This is a genomic window from Kitasatospora arboriphila (assembly GCF_039528095.1).
Classification (GTDB): Bacteria; Actinomycetota; Actinomycetes; order Streptomycetales; family Streptomycetaceae; genus Kitasatospora; species Kitasatospora arboriphila.
In genome coordinates, this window is record NZ_BAAALD010000010.1 from 114,874 (window position 1) to 128,408 (window position 13,535).

General features: G+C 73.8%; 16 protein-coding genes. 8 read left to right on the forward strand and 8 right to left on the reverse strand.

Going from position 1 to position 13,535, the window contains the following annotated elements; all coding sequences use genetic code 11:
- Positions 1 to 25 precede the first annotated feature (25 nt).
- The gene (locus ABD353_RS08325) at positions 26 to 319 is read left to right on the forward strand and encodes a hypothetical protein (RefSeq protein WP_344622834.1); all 294 of its coding nucleotides are present in this window, start codon (positions 26 to 28) and stop codon (positions 317 to 319) included.
- 6 nt (positions 320 to 325) lie between these two features.
- Here the strand turns inward: ABD353_RS08325 and ABD353_RS08330 are convergent, their stop codons facing one another.
- On the reverse strand, positions 326 to 1,228 hold the full coding sequence (locus ABD353_RS08330) for a LysR family transcriptional regulator (RefSeq protein WP_344622835.1): 903 nt from the start codon (positions 1,226 to 1,228) through the stop codon (positions 326 to 328).
- 88 nt (positions 1,229 to 1,316) lie between these two features.
- Here ABD353_RS08330 and ABD353_RS08335 point away from each other — a divergent pair, with 88 nt between their 5' ends.
- From ABD353_RS08335 to ABD353_RS08345, 3 genes are all read left to right on the forward strand, one after another.
- A complete protein-coding gene (locus ABD353_RS08335; protein ID WP_344622836.1) occupies positions 1,317 to 2,303 on the forward strand; it encodes a Rossmann-fold NAD(P)-binding domain-containing protein in 987 nt (328 codons plus the stop codon).
- Between the two features lies 1 nt (position 2,304).
- Positions 2,305 to 3,204, forward strand: a complete 900-nt coding sequence (locus ABD353_RS08340; protein WP_344622837.1) for an aldo/keto reductase — start codon at positions 2,305 to 2,307, stop codon at positions 3,202 to 3,204.
- 148 nt (positions 3,205 to 3,352) lie between these two features.
- A complete protein-coding gene (locus ABD353_RS08345) occupies positions 3,353 to 4,027 on the forward strand; it encodes a Crp/Fnr family transcriptional regulator (RefSeq protein WP_344622838.1) in 675 nt (224 codons plus the stop codon).
- Between the two features lie 78 nt (positions 4,028 to 4,105).
- Here the strand turns inward: ABD353_RS08345 and ABD353_RS08350 are convergent, their stop codons facing one another.
- From ABD353_RS08350 to sp36, 5 genes are all read right to left on the reverse strand, one after another.
- A complete protein-coding gene (locus ABD353_RS08350) occupies positions 4,106 to 4,936 on the reverse strand; it encodes an MBL fold metallo-hydrolase (protein WP_344622839.1) in 831 nt (276 codons plus the stop codon).
- Positions 4,933 to 5,097 (reverse strand): hypothetical protein, encoded by a 165-nt coding sequence (locus tag ABD353_RS08355; protein WP_344622840.1) that lies wholly within the window; start codon positions 5,095 to 5,097, stop codon positions 4,933 to 4,935. The genes ABD353_RS08350 and ABD353_RS08355 overlap by 4 nt, the downstream gene beginning before the upstream one ends.
- Positions 5,098 to 5,143: 46 nt before the next feature.
- Positions 5,144 to 6,004: an NUDIX hydrolase gene (locus ABD353_RS08360; RefSeq protein ID WP_344622841.1), complete on the reverse strand. Its 861-nt coding sequence runs from the start codon at positions 6,002 to 6,004 to the stop codon at positions 5,144 to 5,146.
- A 69-nt stretch (positions 6,005 to 6,073) separates the two neighbouring features.
- Positions 6,074 to 6,544, reverse strand: coding sequence for a RidA family protein (locus ABD353_RS08365; RefSeq protein WP_344622842.1), 471 nt, complete (start codon positions 6,542 to 6,544; stop codon positions 6,074 to 6,076).
- Positions 6,544 to 6,702 carry a Sp36 family protein gene (gene sp36 / locus ABD353_RS08370; RefSeq protein ID WP_095874066.1) on the reverse strand — a complete coding sequence of 53 codons (159 nt, stop codon included), beginning with the start codon at positions 6,700 to 6,702 and terminating at the stop codon, positions 6,544 to 6,546. Before sp36 ends, ABD353_RS08365 begins: the two co-directional genes overlap by 1 nt.
- A gap of 231 nt (positions 6,703 to 6,933) precedes the next feature.
- On the opposite strand from sp36, the gene bagA reads away from it, so the two are divergent.
- The gene (gene bagA, locus ABD353_RS08375) at positions 6,934 to 8,001 is read left to right on the forward strand and encodes an ATPase BagA (protein ID WP_344622843.1); all 1,068 of its coding nucleotides are present in this window, start codon (positions 6,934 to 6,936) and stop codon (positions 7,999 to 8,001) included.
- Positions 7,998 to 9,188 carry an ATPase BagB gene (bagB, locus tag ABD353_RS08380; protein WP_344622844.1) on the forward strand — a complete coding sequence of 397 codons (1,191 nt, stop codon included), beginning with the start codon at positions 7,998 to 8,000 and terminating at the stop codon, positions 9,186 to 9,188. The genes bagA and bagB overlap by 4 nt, the downstream gene beginning before the upstream one ends.
- 56 nt (positions 9,189 to 9,244) lie before the next feature.
- On the opposite strand, the gene ABD353_RS08385 is transcribed toward bagB, so the two are convergent.
- The gene (locus ABD353_RS08385; RefSeq protein ID WP_043175103.1) at positions 9,245 to 9,568 is read right to left on the reverse strand and encodes a WhiB family transcriptional regulator; all 324 of its coding nucleotides are present in this window, start codon (positions 9,566 to 9,568) and stop codon (positions 9,245 to 9,247) included.
- A gap of 401 nt (positions 9,569 to 9,969) precedes the next feature.
- Here ABD353_RS08385 and ABD353_RS08390 point away from each other — a divergent pair, with 401 nt between their 5' ends.
- The gene (locus ABD353_RS08390) at positions 9,970 to 12,204 is read left to right on the forward strand and encodes a transglycosylase domain-containing protein (protein ID WP_344622845.1); all 2,235 of its coding nucleotides are present in this window, start codon (positions 9,970 to 9,972) and stop codon (positions 12,202 to 12,204) included.
- A gap of 108 nt (positions 12,205 to 12,312) precedes the next feature.
- Here ABD353_RS08390 and ABD353_RS08395 read toward each other — a convergent pair whose 3' ends face one another.
- Complete coding sequence (locus ABD353_RS08395; RefSeq protein ID WP_344622846.1) at positions 12,313 to 12,768, reverse strand: GatB/YqeY domain-containing protein; 456 nt, start codon at positions 12,766 to 12,768, stop codon at positions 12,313 to 12,315.
- A gap of 159 nt (positions 12,769 to 12,927) precedes the next feature.
- Between ABD353_RS08395 and ABD353_RS08400 the strand changes: the two genes are divergently transcribed.
- A complete protein-coding gene (locus tag ABD353_RS08400) occupies positions 12,928 to 13,530 on the forward strand; it encodes an O-methyltransferase (protein WP_344622847.1) in 603 nt (200 codons plus the stop codon).
- The last annotated feature ends 5 nt before the right edge of the window (positions 13,531 to 13,535 follow it).

Consider the following 13,535-nt stretch of genomic DNA (forward strand, 5'->3'; position numbering starts at 1 on the left):
TGCCGTCCGAGGAGGGCCAGCCCCCATGACCATCGGCCTCCCACCGGCCGGGGCCCGTACGTGCCCCGCCACCGCCGCCTCCGCCTCCCCCGCCCCGCGGCCCGTCCATCCGGCGTACCACCACCCGCTCTGGCTGGTCACCGTGCCCACGACCCACCCCGACGGCCGCACCGGCACCCAGAGCTTCGCCGTCCGCGCCCTCACCGTGCAGGAGGCGATGGCCGCCGCCGGCCGCCGCGCCCACGCGGACAGCGCCCGGACGCGCCGCCGCGGCGCCCGTCTCGACCTCCGCAACGCCAGCGCCGTGCTGCACCGCTGACCGCCGTCAGCCGACGGTCGCGCCCGCCTTCAGCAGCCGGGCCAGCGCCTCGGCGTACGGCTGGGGGCGGCGGCGCCGGGCGACGGCGATGCCGAAGTGCCGGGCCGGCCGCGGCGGCCGGACCGGAACCACCCTCGTGCCCGGCAGCGGCGGGTCCAGCGCCACCTGCGGCACCAGGGAGACCCCGACCCCGGCGGCCACCAGCGACCGGGCGAAGAAGTAGTCGGTGGTGCTGCCGGCGACCCGCAGGTCGAACCCGGCCAGCGCGGCGTGCCGGTGCAGGAATGCCTCGGTCTTCGAACAGCCCACCACCCAGCGGTCGTCGGCGAGTTCGGCGAGGTCCAGCTCCTCGCGGCCGGCCAGCGGGTGGGCCTCCGGGAGCACCACCGAGAGCGGGTCGTCCATCAGCGGCGTCCAGTCGAGGCCGGAGCGGTCCCCGGGCTGCACCGGCAGCGGGCCGTCGAAGTGGTAGGCGATCGCCAGGTCGGCGACGCCCTCGCGCACCATCGGCAGGCTCTCCTCGGGCTCCCGCTCCACCACGTGCAGGTCGGCCTCGGGGTGCTCGGCGGCGAACCGGGCCAGTGCCGCGGGCAGCAGGTGCCGGCCGCCGGTGGTGAAGGTGGCCACCGTCAGCCGCGGGCGCGGTGCGGCCAGCCGGTCGATCTGCTCCCGGGCGTGGCGGAGTTCGGCGCCGATCGCACCGGCCGCCTCAACCATCAGCCGCCCCGCCTCGGTCAGCACCACACCGCGGGTGGAGCGCTCCACCACCAGGGTGCCGAGCCCCCGCTCCAATGCCGCGACCTGCTGGGACACCGCGGACGGGGTGATCCGCAGCGCGGCCGCCGCCCGGTTGAAGCTGCCGTGCTCGGCGACCGCCTGCAGCACCCCGAGCCGGTGGACGTCGATCACCGCAGCCCCTCCCGTCGACAGTTCTCCTTACGACTGGTTCAGCAGGTCGCCAGTTCCACTGCTGACGATACGCCAGGAGAGTGGAGCCATGAGAAGCGTCTGCATCATCGGCGGAAGCCGGTACTTCGGCCTGCACCTGGTGTCCCTGTTCCGCGATGCCGGAGTCGCGGTCACCCTCGTCAACCGCGGCTCCGCCGCCCCGCCCCCGGGCGTCGACCACGTCCGCGCGGACCGCTCGGACGAGGCCGCGCTGACGGCCGCGCTCCGCGGGCGGACCTTCGACGCGGTGGTCGACCAGGTGCTCTACACCCCGCTGCAGGCCGCCGTGGCCTGCCGGGTCTTCGCCGACCGCACCCCGCGCTACGTGATGACCTCGACCATGGAGGTCTACGACCCGGCGACCTCCCCGCTCGTGCCCGCCTCGGACGGCCCGGTCACCGAGGGCTTCGTCGACCCGGCGGCCTGGTCCGTCGACCTCGACCTGCCCTGGCACGACCCGCAGGCGCTCGCCCGGCACTTCGACGCGGCGACCGGCTACGCGGAGGGCAAGCGGCAGGCCGAGGCGGTGCTCGCCCGCTCCGCGCCGTTCTCCTGGGCGAGCGTCCGCAGCGCCCACGTGCTCGGCGGCGGCGACCGCGACTTCACCGGACGGCTGGCGCACTACGTGGAGCGGATCGCCGCCGGCCGCCCGGTCGCCGTCCACCGGGGCGCCCGGCCGACCTCCTTCGTCCACCACCGGGAGATCGCCACCGTGCTCGCCCGGGCCGCCGTCACCGACGCCGACGGGCCGCTGAACGCCTGCTCGCACGGCGCGCTCGACGCCGCCCGGCTCTCCGGACTGATCGCCGAGCGGCTCGGCACCACGGCCCGGTTCCGGACGGCGGAGGGCGGGGACGCCTCCCCGTTCTCCTTCGACCGCTCGTACGCCATGGACAACGGCCGGGCCGCCGCACTCGGCTTCCCCCTGTCCCGGACGGCCGACTGGCTGCCCGCGGCGATCGACGAGGCGGCCGGGGCCGCGAAGGCCGCCACGGCCGGGGCCGCGAAGGCCGCCACGGCCGGAAGGGCGGTCTGAGATGCACCGGCGCACCATCGGCGGCACCGCCGTCCATCCGGTCGGCCTCGGCGCGATGCCGCTGTCCGTCGAGGGCCGCCCGGCCGAGGAGGACGCCGTCGCGGTCGTCCACGCCGCCCTCGACGCGGGCGTCACCCTGATCGACACCGCCGACTCGTACCACTGGCACGCCGGGGAGCGCGGCCACAACGAACGGCTGATCGCCCGGGCCCTGGCCCGCCGCGGCGGGGACCGCGACCGGGTGCTGGTGGCCACCAAGGGCGGCCGCGGCCGCCCCGGCGACGGCTCGTGGACGGTCGACGGCCGCCCCGAGCACCTGCGACGGGCCTGCGAGGAGTCGCTGCGGCGGCTCGGCACCGAGGTGATCGGCCTCTACCAACTGCACAAGCCGGACCCGCGGGTGCCCTGGGCCGAGTCGGTGGGCGCCCTGCGGGAACTGCTGGACGCGGGGAAGGTCCGCGCCGCCGGGATCTCCAACGCCGGCGCGGCGCAGATCCGCGAGGCCCACGCGATCCTCGGCGGCGGCCTGGTCTCGGTGCAGAACCGCTACTCCCCCGCCGACCGCTCCGCCGAGCCGGAGCTGCGGCTCTGCGAGGAACTCGGACTCGCCTTCCTGCCGTGGAGCCCGCTCGGCGGCATCTCCCGCAGCTCGCTGGACGGCCCCTCCGCACCGGACCCCTCCGGCCCCGCCCCCGCGGACACGCCCTTCCACCGGGTGGCCGCCGCCCGCGGCACCTCGCCGCAGCGGGTCTGCCTGGCCTGGCTGCTCGCGCTCTCGCCCGTGGTCGTCCCGATCCCCGGCGCGAGCCGGCCGGCCTCCGTCCGGGACTCCGCGGCCGCCGCCGGCCTCGTCCTGGAACCCGCCGAGCTCGCCCTGCTGCCCGACCGGACACCCGCCTGACCTGCCCCGCCGGGGCCGCGCCGCTGGTACGGGCGGGTGCGAATGGCCCCATAGGACGCTCGACGGCACACCCCTCCTCATATGATCGGAGCGACATGCGCCATCCTTGGTGGTGAGAAACACCACCGGACGATGCAGGAGGAAGCACGTGGACGACGTTCTTCGCCGCGCCGCGCTGTTCGCGGCCCTCGACGACGACCAGGCTGCCGAGCTGCGCGCTTCCATGACCGAGGCGACCCTCGCCCGCGGCGAGTCGCTGTTCCACGAGGGCGACCCGGGCGACCGGCTGTACGTCGTCGTCGAGGGCAAGGTGAAGCTGCACCGCGCCTCGCCGGACGGCCGCGAGAACATGCTCGCCGTACTCGGCCCCAGCGAGATGATCGGCGAACTGTCGCTGTTCGACCCGGGCCCGCGCACCGCCACCGCCACCGCACTGACCGAGGTCAAGCTGCTCGGCCTCGGCCACGGCGACCTGCTGCCGCTGCTGCACGCCCGCCCCGAGGTGTCGATCGCACTGCTGCGCGCCATCGCCCGCCGCCTGCGCCGCACCAACGACGTCATGTCCGACCTGGTCTTCTCGGACGTGCCCGGCCGTGTCGCCAAGGCGCTGCTCGACCTCTCCCGCCGCTTCGGCGTGCAGTCGGAGGAGGGCATCCACGTCTCCCACGACCTCACCCAGGAGGAGCTGGCCCAGCTGGTCGGCGCCTCCCGCGAGACGGTCAACAAGGCGCTGGCCGACTTCGCCGGCCGCGGCTGGCTGAAGCTGGAGGCCCGCGCGGTCGTCCTCCTCGACGTCGAGCGCCTCTCCCGCCGCTCCCGCTGACCCGGGGCAAGCACTCAGGGGCGCAACCGGGCAGGCATCCAGGGGCGCCCCTGGCTGCTTGCCCTGCCTGCTTTCCGACTACAGCCCCTGGATGAGTCCGTGGTCCTCCAGGTAGCCGAGCTGGGCCCGGACGGAGAGTTCGGCGGCCGGCCACAGGGCCTTGTCCACGTCGGCGTACACCCGGGCCACCACCTCCTCCGCGGTGCGGCAGCCGGCCTCCACGGCGGTCTCCACCTGGGCGAGCCGGGCGGCCCGGTGGGCGAGGTAGTAGTCGACGGCGCCGAGCGCGTCGGCGAGCACCGGGCCGTGCCCGGGCAGGACGGTCCGCACACCGTGCTCCGCCGCCATGGTGTGCAGGCGGCGCAGCGAGTCGAGGTAGTCGCCGAGCCGGCCGTCCGGGTGGGCGACCATCGTGGTGCCGCGGCCGAGCACGGTGTCGCCGGTGAGGATCGCGCCGTCGGCGGGCAGGTGGAAGGTCAGTGAGTCCGCGGTGTGCCCGGGGGTGCCCACGACCCGGATCTCCAGGCCGCCGACCTCGACGACCTCGCCGGGCCGCAGCCCTTCGTCGCCGAGCCGCAGGGCCGGGTCCAGGGCGCGCACGTGGGTGCCGGTGAGTTCGGCGAACCGGGCGGCGCCCTCGGCGTGGTCGTGGTGGCCGTGGGTGAGCAGGGTGAGGGCGATCCGCTTGCCCTGCTGTTCGGCGGTGTCGACGACGCGGCGCAGGTGGCCCTCGTCCAGCGGGCCCGGGTCGATCACGACGGCGAGGTCGGAGCCGGGTTCGGACAGCAGCCAGGTGTTGGTGCCGTCCAGGGTCATCGGGGAGGGGTTGGGCGCCAGCACGCAGTGCGCCCGCGGGGTGGCCCCGCCGCCGACGGTGGCGGCGGGGTCGCCCGGAAGGAGACCGCTCACCGGCTGCCCTCGCGCACCAGGTTGCGCGCCGGCAGCGCGCGGGTGAGCCTGCGCGGAGCGGTGCGCTCCTCGACGTGGCCGTCGCAGGCGACGGCCTTGGGGGTGATGCTGCGGGCGGGCAGGTCGTGCTCCGTCCGGCGAGCCACGTCGTTGTGGTTCATCGGCCAGTGTCCTTCCGTGTGTTCGGGTGGGTCGCCCGGCGTGGGATCACGCCGGGAAGTCTCCGTCGATGGTCAGCTCGTCATACCCGGGCCAGCGGACGGTCATTCGGTCGCCGTCGACCTCGGCCCGTCCCAGGACGGGCGTGACGGTGCGCGGGCCGGCGGCGGCCAGGGCCTCGGCGGCGGACCGCACCGGCAGCAGTTCGCGCAGCACGGTCACGGTCGGCGGCAGCATCCCGTAGCGGCCCTCGGCGTGTCCGGCGACGGCCTCGGCGGGGGCGAGCCAGGCCACCCGGTCGGCCTCGCCGACCGTTGAGGCGGCGGCCTGTCCGGCGGGCAGCGCGGCCACGAAGAACCAGGTGTCGAAGCGGCGCTCCTCGAACTCCGGGGTGATCCAGCGGGCCCAGCCGCCGAGCAGGTCGCTGCGCAGCACCAGGCCGTGCTTGTGCAGGAACTCGGCGAAGGAGAACTCGCGGGCCTCCAGCGCGGCCCGCTCGGCGGACCAGTCGCGGGCCTCGGCGGTGGAGTCCGCGTCGGGGCCGGCGAGCAGCACGCCGGACTCCTCGAAGGTCTCCCGGACGGCCGCGCAGACGACGGCCTGCGCCGTCCGGGGGTCGGTGCCGAGGCGGGCGCCCCACTCCTCGGGCGGGGGGCCGGCCCAGGCGATCTCGGCGTCGGCGTCCCGGGGGTCCACGCCGCCGCCGGGGTAGGCGTACATACCGGCGGCGAACGCCATCGAGGTGCGGCGGCGCAGCAGGTAGGCCTCGGGGCCGTCGGCGGTGTCGCGCAGCAGCACGACCGTGGCCGCGGCCCTGGGCTCGGCCGGGGTCAGCTCGCCGGCGGCGAGGGCCCGGATCCGGGCGGGCCAGCCGGGCGGCATGGGGGTCGACGGTGCGCGGTCATCCATGCCCCGGATGCTAAGCGGGCGGGGGTGGGCTTGGACAGGGCCCACCCCCGCCCGGTGCTGTTCGGGGGCTCAGGCCCCGGTCCGCACCCGGACCTGGATCTCGACCTCGACCGGGGCGTCCAGCGGCAGGACGGCGACGCCGACGGCGCTGCGGGCGTGCACGCCGGCCTCGCCGAGGACCTCGCCGAGCAGCTCGCTGGCGCCGTTGACCACGGCGGGCTGGCCGGTGAAGTCGGGGGCGGAGGCGACGAAGCCGACCACCTTGACGACCTGCTCGACGCGGTCGAGGTCGCCGATCACTGACTTGACCGCGGCGAGCGCGTTCAGCGCGCAGATCTGCGCGAGCGCCTTGGCGCGCTCGGGCGTCACCTCGGCGCCGACCTTGCCGGTGTGCTGGAGCTTGCCGGCCACCATGGGCAGCTGGCCGGAGGTGAAGACGTGGTCGCCGGAGCGGACGGCCGGCACGTAGGCCGCCACCGGCGGGGCCACCTCGGGGAGGGTCAGGCCGAGCTCGGCCAGCTTCTCCTCAACCTTGCTCATCAGCTCTTCTCCCGCTTGAGGTAGGCCACGAGCTGCTCGGGGTTGTTCGGGCCGGGCACGACCTGGACGAGCTCCCAGCCGTCCTCGCCCCAGGTGTCCAGGATCTGCTTGGTGGCGTGCACGAGAAGCGGCACGGTGACGTATTCCCACTTGGTCATGGGGGTGACTCTAGACCGTCCGGCCACCGGGCCCGGCGACGCCACGGGGCGGGCGGCCCGGGCCCGCGGCGGGTCGCCCGCGGCGGGCCGCGGTGTGAGGTGGGACACAAAGGGGGCATGAATCCGGCCGGGCACCCGGATGGTCCCGCCATCGGCGGCGTCGGCTGGTTACCCTCGCCAAGGAGGGGGCACCCGTTGCGGTGCCCGGTCGACGCAGGACGGAGACGGAGCGTGGCGAGCACCCCCGGCCCATCGGCGCAGGCCGACCCCGACTGGGAGGGGGTCCGGCTGCACGTCGTCAGCGGCAAGGGCGGCACCGGGAAGACCACCGTGGCGGCGGCGCTGGCCCTGGCGCTGGCCGCCGAGGGCGGGCGGACCCTGCTGATCGAGGTCGAGGGGCGGCAGGGCATCGCCGAGCTGTTCGGGATGGCCGCGCTGCCCTACGAGGAGCGCAAGGTCGCCACCGTCTCGCCGTCCCGTCTGGGGCTGCCCGGCACCGGCCAGGGCGAGGTGTACGCGCTGGCGATCGACACCGAGCTGGCGCTGCTCGAGTACCTGGAGATGTTCTACAAGCTGGGCCGGGCCGGGAAGGCGCTGCAGAAGGTCGGCTTCGTCGACTTCGCGACCACCGTCGCACCGGGCGTGCGGGACGTGCTGCTGACCGGCAAGGCCTGCGAGGCGGCCCGGCGCAAGGGCCCGGACGGCCGCCGGGCGTACGACGCGATCGTGATGGACGCGCCCCCGACCGGGCGGCTCACCCGCTTCCTCAACGTCAACGAGGAGGTGGCCGGGCTGGCCAGGTTCGGCCCGATCCACGGTCAGGCGCAGGCCGTGATGCGGGTGTTGAAGTCCCCGGAGACGGCGGTGCACTTCGTGACGCTGCTGGAGGAGATGCCGGTGCAGGAGACCGTGGACGGCATCGCCGACCTGCGGGCGGCGCAGCTTCCGGTGGGCGGGGTGATGGTCAACATGGTCCGGCCGCCGGTGCTGGACGCGGCGGCCGTGGCGGCCGTCGACGGCGACCACCGCGAGGAGGTCGCCGTGGCGCTCGGCGAGGCCGGGCTGGGCGGCCGCTCGCGCAAACCGGAGACGGTCCGGGCCGCGGTGGAGCCGCTGCTCGCCCCGCTGCTGGAGCAGGCCAGGGAGCACGCCGAGCGGGTCGAGCTGGAGCGCGCGCAGCGCGCGGACCTGCAGCGGGCGAAGCTGCCGACGTACGAGCTGCCGCTGCTCGGCGAGGGCGTGGACCTGGGCGGGCTGTACCGGCTGGCGGGCGAGCTGAAGCGGCAGGGGGCGGCATGACGGCGGGCACCCGCAAGGAGCGGACGACGTCCGCGCTGGACGTGGACGCGCTGATCGACGACCCGGAGACCCGGATCGTGGTGTGCTGCGGCTCCGGCGGCGTCGGCAAGACGACCACGGCGGCGGCGATCGGGCTGCGGGCCGCGGAGCGCGGCCGGAAGGTCGTCGTGCTGACGATCGACCCGGCCCGCCGGCTCGCCCAGTCGATGGGCCTGACCGAACTGGACAACACCCCGCGGGTGGTGAAGGGCGCGCAGGGGCCCGGCGAGCTGCAGGCCATGATGCTCGACATGAAGCGGACCTTCGACGAGGTCGTGCTGGCCCACGCCGAGCCGGAGCGGGCGAAGGCGATCCTGGAGAACCCCTTCTACCAGTCCCTGTCGGCCGGGTTCGCCGGTACGCAGGAGTACATGGCGATGGAGAAGCTCGGCCAGCTGCGGGCCGAGGACCGCTGGGACCTGATCGTGGTGGACACCCCGCCGTCCCGGTCGGCGCTGGACTTCCTGGACGCGCCGAGCCGGCTGGGCTCCTTCCTGGACGGGAAGGTGATCCGGCTGCTGACGGCGCCGGCGAAGGTCGGCGGGCGCAGTGCGATGAAGTTCCTGAACGTGGGGATGGGCCTGCTCACCGGCACGCTCGGCAAGATCTTCGGCGCCCAGCTGCTGACGGACGTGCAGACCTTCGTCTCGGCGATGGACTCGATGTTCGGCGGCTTCCGGGAGCGCGCCGACCGCACGTACCAGCTGCTCAAGGCGCCGGGTACGGCCTTCCTGGTGGTGGCTGCGCCGGAGCGCGACGCGCTGCGCGAGGCGGCGTACTTCGTGGACCGGCTGGCCGCGGACGAGATGCCGCTGGCGGGACTGGTGCTCAACCGGGTGCACAGCACGGGGGCGCCGCAGCTGACCGCGGAGCGGGCCCTGGCGGCGGCGGAGGCGCTGGAGGAGAACGGCTCGCAGACCTCGACGGTGGCTGCGGAGACGCTGGCGGCGGGGCTGCTGAGGCTGCACGCCGAGCGGATGCAGATCATGTCGCGGGAGCGTCGTACCCGCGACCGGTTCGTGTCGGTCTACCCGGACGTGCCGATCGTCGAGGTGGCCGCGCTGGCCGGCGACGTGCACGACCTGGACGGGCTGCGGACCGTCGGGGACCGCCTGGGGACCACCGACCCCGCGGGCGCGGTGAGCTGAGCGCCCGCCAGGTGTGGTGGCGTGCCGCCGGGGGCGGACCGTCGGTCCGCCGCCCGTCAGCCCGCCTGCGCGTAGTCCGTCAGCACCACACCGGTGGCCAGCGAGGCCTCGTACTCGGTGCGGGCCGTCTCCAGCAGCCGGCGCCACGAGACCACCGTGGGCCTGCGGCGGAGCAGTGCCCTGCGCTCGCGCTCGGTCATCCCCCCCCAGACGCCGAACTCCACCCGGTTGTCCAGTGCGTCGGCGAGGCACTCCGTCCGCACCGGGCAGCCGCTGCACACGGCCTTGGCGCGGTTCTGTGCCGCCCCCTGCACGAACAGCTCGTCCGGATCACTCGTGCGGCAGGCCGCCTGCGCACTCCAGTCGTCCACCCAGCCCATTTCGGCGCCGTCCTCTCCCGAATCGGGGCTCCCCCACGGCGGCAACGGCATATTCACCGCTGCCAGTTGAGGACGTTACGGAAGAACGGCAGCGAGCAACAGCCCCTTCGGGCTCAATCTCAGATGGCCCAATCGGACTATGGGTGCCCGGAAGCTCACTCGTTGGAGTGATCGCAGGTCGCGGGGCTTGCCAGGACCGGTTCTGCCACTTTCGTCACACTGTGCAAGCAGGCACCGCCCGCCACACCCGGACAGCCGACAACAAACCGGCGCAAATTGGACAAACCTCATCACTCACAAGAGTGATGACGATGCACAGAGAGAAGCTGTCGCAGTTCTGTGACAAGCGTAGGCGAACACCTGCCCCCCTGTACGGGAATCGGCGACGTAGTGTTCTCCCCATGGCGACTCAGCGACCCGCGGGCTCCGTACTCGACAAGGCAGGCCTCGGCATCAAGCTCCTGGGCACCAGCGTGCTGGCCGGGATCCTGGTGGCCGGGATGGCCCTGCCGGCCGTGGGCGCGCTCGGTCTGACCGCCAAGGACACCGCGGACAGCTTCGACGACATCCCGAGCGACTTCACCACCCCCGCCCTCTCCCAGGCGTCGACGATCTACGACTCCAAGGGCGGCGTGATCGCCAAGGTCTACGACCGCGACCGGACCATCCTCACCAAGGAGCAGATGGCGCCGATCATGCGCCAGGCCCAGGTGGACATCGAGGACAACCGGTTCTACGAGCACGGCGCCGTCGACCTCAAGGGCGTGCTGCGCGCGGCCACCAAGAACGCCGAGGCCGGGTCCGCCACCCAGGGCGCCTCCACGCTGACCCAGCAGTACGTGAAGAACGTCTTCGTCGAGCAGGCCGGCGACAACCAGGACGCCTTCCTGGACGCCACCCGCAAGAGCCTCGGCCGCAAGGTCAAGGAGCTGAAGATCGCCATCAAGTTGGAGGAGGACCTGACCAAGGACCAGATCCTCACCAACTACCTCAACATCACCTTCTACGGTCACCAGGCGTACGGCATCGAGGCCGCCGCCAACCGCTACTTCAGCAAGAGCGCCAAGGACCTCACGATCCCCGAGGCCGCCATGCTGGCCGGCCTGGTGCAGAACCCCTCGGCCTACGACCCGGTGCTGCACCCCAAGGCGGCGCAGGTCCGCCGGGACACCGTGATCAACAAGCTGCTGGAGTACAAGCACATCACTCCCGAGCAGGCCAAGGAGGCCCTGGCCGCGCCGCTGGGCATCAAGTACAAGGAGCCGCTGAACGGCTGCATCACCGCGCAGTCCGGCATGGGCTTCTTCTGCGACTACGTCCGCCACGTGGTCAAGCAGGACCCGGTCTTCGGCAAGACCGCGGCCGACCGCCAGAAGCTGTGGAGCCAGGGCGGCCTCAAGATCTACACCACCATCGACCCGGCCAAGCAGGAGGCCGCGCACGAAGCGGTCACCACCAAGGTCAAGGTGACCGACTCGGTCTCCGCCGCGATGACCATGGTCAAGCCCGGCACCGGCGAGATCCTCGCGATGGCCCAGACCCGCCCCTACGGCCTGGACTCCAAGCAGAACCAGACCGTCCTCAACCTGAACGTCGACGCCGCCATGGGCGGCGGCAACGGCTTCGCCCCCGGTTCGACGTTCAAGCCGATCCTCGCCGCGGCCGCGCTGGAGTCCGGCGTCCCGATCGACCAGCAGTACCCCTCGCCGTACCAGATGAGCTACCCCAGGATGACCACCTGCGACGGCACCTGGAACGAGAAGGGCGTCCCGGTCGAGAACGAGAGCTCCACCGAGGTCGGCCCCTTCGCCCTGAAGGACGCCATGGCGAAGTCGGTCAACACCTACTTCGTGCAGATGGAGGAGGAGGTCGGCCTCTGCGCGATGAAGCAGATGGCCACCAAGCTCGGCATCGGCAAGCTCGCCAACGGCAGCCCGATCAAGCAGATCCCCTCCATGGTGCTCGGCACCCAGGAGGTCAGCCCGCTCACCATGGCCAGCGCCTACGCCGCCTTCGCCGCCCGCGGCAAGTACTGCAAGCCGATCGCGATCACCTCGATGGTCAACGCCGACAACAAGAAGCTCCCGGTGCCGAAGGCCGACTGCTCCCAGGCGATGGCCGAGACCACCGCGGACGGCATCAACACCCTGCTGCTCGGCGTGACCGAGAAGGGCACCGCCTCCGGGATCAACATCTCGGACGGCCGCCAGATCGCCGGCAAGACCGGCACCACCGACAACCGCTACGCCGCCTGGTTCACCGGCTACACCCCCGACCTTGCCACCTCGGTCTGGCTCGGCGGCCCCACCGGCAACATCTCGATGCGCAACATCCGCATCGGCGGCCGGTACTACTCCTCGGTCTACGGCGCCGACGGCCCGGGCCCGATCTGGCAGAAGGCCATGAACGAGGTCCTCGTCGGCACCAAGCGCAGCACCTTCGACACGGTCAACGTCCCCGAGGCCAACCCGACGCCCACCGGGTCCCCGGCCCCGCCGCCCGGCACCACCGGCGGGAACGGCAACGGGAACGGAAACGGCAACGGCGGGAACGGAAACGCCACCGGTCTGATCAACGGCGGCTTCACCCTGCCGCCCGGCACGTTCGGCGGGAACACCGGCCGGCCCCGCCACTGAGCGACCGCCCCGTCCACGCCGGAGGGCGGCCACCCCGCATCGGGTGGCCGCCCTCCGGCGTCGGTGTTCAGGTGTCGTCCCAGGCCGCCCCTCGGGCGGTGCCTGCGGTCAGCCCGCCAGCGCGGCCTTCACCGCGGCGGCCACCCGGCCGCCCTCGGCCCGGTCGCCCACCTTCGGGCGGACCAGCTTCATCACGGCGCCCATCGCCTGTGGACCGGACGCACCGCTCTCCGCCACCGCCTCGGCGACGATCGAGGCCAGCTCCTCGTCCGAGAGCTGCTGCGGCAGGTACCCGGCGAGCACCACGCCCTCCGCGCGCTCCTGGGCGGCCGACTCGGCGCGACCGGCGTTCTCGAACGCCGTCGCCGCCTCGCGGCGCTTCTTCGCCTCACGGGCGATCACCTTGAGCACCTCGTCGTCCGAGAGCTCCCGCTTGGTGTCGCCGGCCACCTCCTCGGAGGTGACCGCGGACAGCGTCAGCCGGAGCGTGGACGAGCGGAGCTCGTCCCGGGCCTTGATCGCAGCCGTGAGGTCCTCCTGCAGCTGCTGCTTGAGCGTCGTCATGGCGCAAATCCTCGCAGCCCGGAGCGCTTTCCGCGCACCAATTTGCCCCGGGTCCGGCCGCCCGCCCCCGGGGCTACCTCGGCGCGACGTCGGCTCGGCCCTCCGAAGGGCCTGCGGGAACGCCGGACGGGCCGGACGGACGCGTGCGAGGATCCCGGCATGGCGATGGCGGGAACGGACGCGTACCGGGCCGTGGACGGCCTTCCGAGCAGGGTCGCCCGGGCCGTGGCGGCCGCACGGGAGGCGGGCTTTCCGAACTCCTGCCGCCCCGAGCAGGGACGGCTGCTGCAGGCGCTCGCCGGCGGGTCGCGGGTGCGGATCGGCGAGAGCGGCACCGGGTACGGCGTCGGGCTGGCCTGGCTCGCCACCGGGGCCGCGCCCGGAGTCGAGCTGGTCAGCGTCGAGCGCGACCCGGACCGGGCCGCGGCGGCCGCGGCGCTGTTCGCCGACGACCCCCGGGCCCGGGTGCTCGCCGCCGACTGGACGGAGCTGTACGCCCACGGCCCCTACGACCTGCTGGTGCTGGACGGCGGCGGCCAGGGCAAGACCGGCGGGGCCGCCGACCCCGGGCGGCTGCTCACCCCGGGCGGAGTGCTGGTGGTCGACGACTTCACCCCGGCGGACGGCTGGCCGCCGCTGTTCGACGGCCGCCCCGACGAGGCCCGGCTGCACTGGCTGCAGCACCCCGCGCTGCGCGCCGTCGACCTGCCGCTCGCCGCCGACCTCAGCACCGTCGTCGCCGTCCGCCGGCACCGGGACTGATCCGG

Excerpts from the sequence above, each read along its gene's own strand:
- ABD353_RS08325 (WP_344622834.1), top strand. The coding sequence starts at position 26 with ATGACCATCGGCCTCCCACCGGCCGGGGCCCGTACGTGCCCCGCCACC.
- ABD353_RS08335 (WP_344622836.1), top strand. The coding sequence starts at position 1,317 with ATGAGAAGCGTCTGCATCATCGGCGGAAGCCGGTACTTCGGCCTGCAC.
- ABD353_RS08340 (WP_344622837.1), top strand. The coding sequence starts at position 2,305 with ATGCACCGGCGCACCATCGGCGGCACCGCCGTCCATCCGGTCGGCCTC.
- ABD353_RS08355 (WP_344622840.1), bottom strand. The coding sequence starts at position 5,097 with ATGAACCACAACGACGTGGCTCGCCGGACGGAGCACGACCTGCCCGCC.
- ABD353_RS08360 (WP_344622841.1), bottom strand. The coding sequence starts at position 6,004 with ATGGATGACCGCGCACCGTCGACCCCCATGCCGCCCGGCTGGCCCGCC.
- ABD353_RS08365 (WP_344622842.1), bottom strand. The coding sequence starts at position 6,544 with ATGAGCAAGGTTGAGGAGAAGCTGGCCGAGCTCGGCCTGACCCTCCCC.
- sp36 (WP_095874066.1), bottom strand. The coding sequence starts at position 6,702 with ATGACCAAGTGGGAATACGTCACCGTGCCGCTTCTCGTGCACGCCACC.
- bagB (WP_344622844.1), top strand. The coding sequence starts at position 7,998 with ATGACGGCGGGCACCCGCAAGGAGCGGACGACGTCCGCGCTGGACGTG.
- ABD353_RS08385 (WP_043175103.1), bottom strand. The coding sequence starts at position 9,568 with ATGGGCTGGGTGGACGACTGGAGTGCGCAGGCGGCCTGCCGCACGAGT.
- ABD353_RS08390 (WP_344622845.1), top strand. The coding sequence starts at position 9,970 with ATGGCGACTCAGCGACCCGCGGGCTCCGTACTCGACAAGGCAGGCCTC.
- ABD353_RS08395 (WP_344622846.1), bottom strand. The coding sequence starts at position 12,768 with ATGACGACGCTCAAGCAGCAGCTGCAGGAGGACCTCACGGCTGCGATC.
- ABD353_RS08400 (WP_344622847.1), top strand. The coding sequence starts at position 12,928 with ATGGCGATGGCGGGAACGGACGCGTACCGGGCCGTGGACGGCCTTCCG.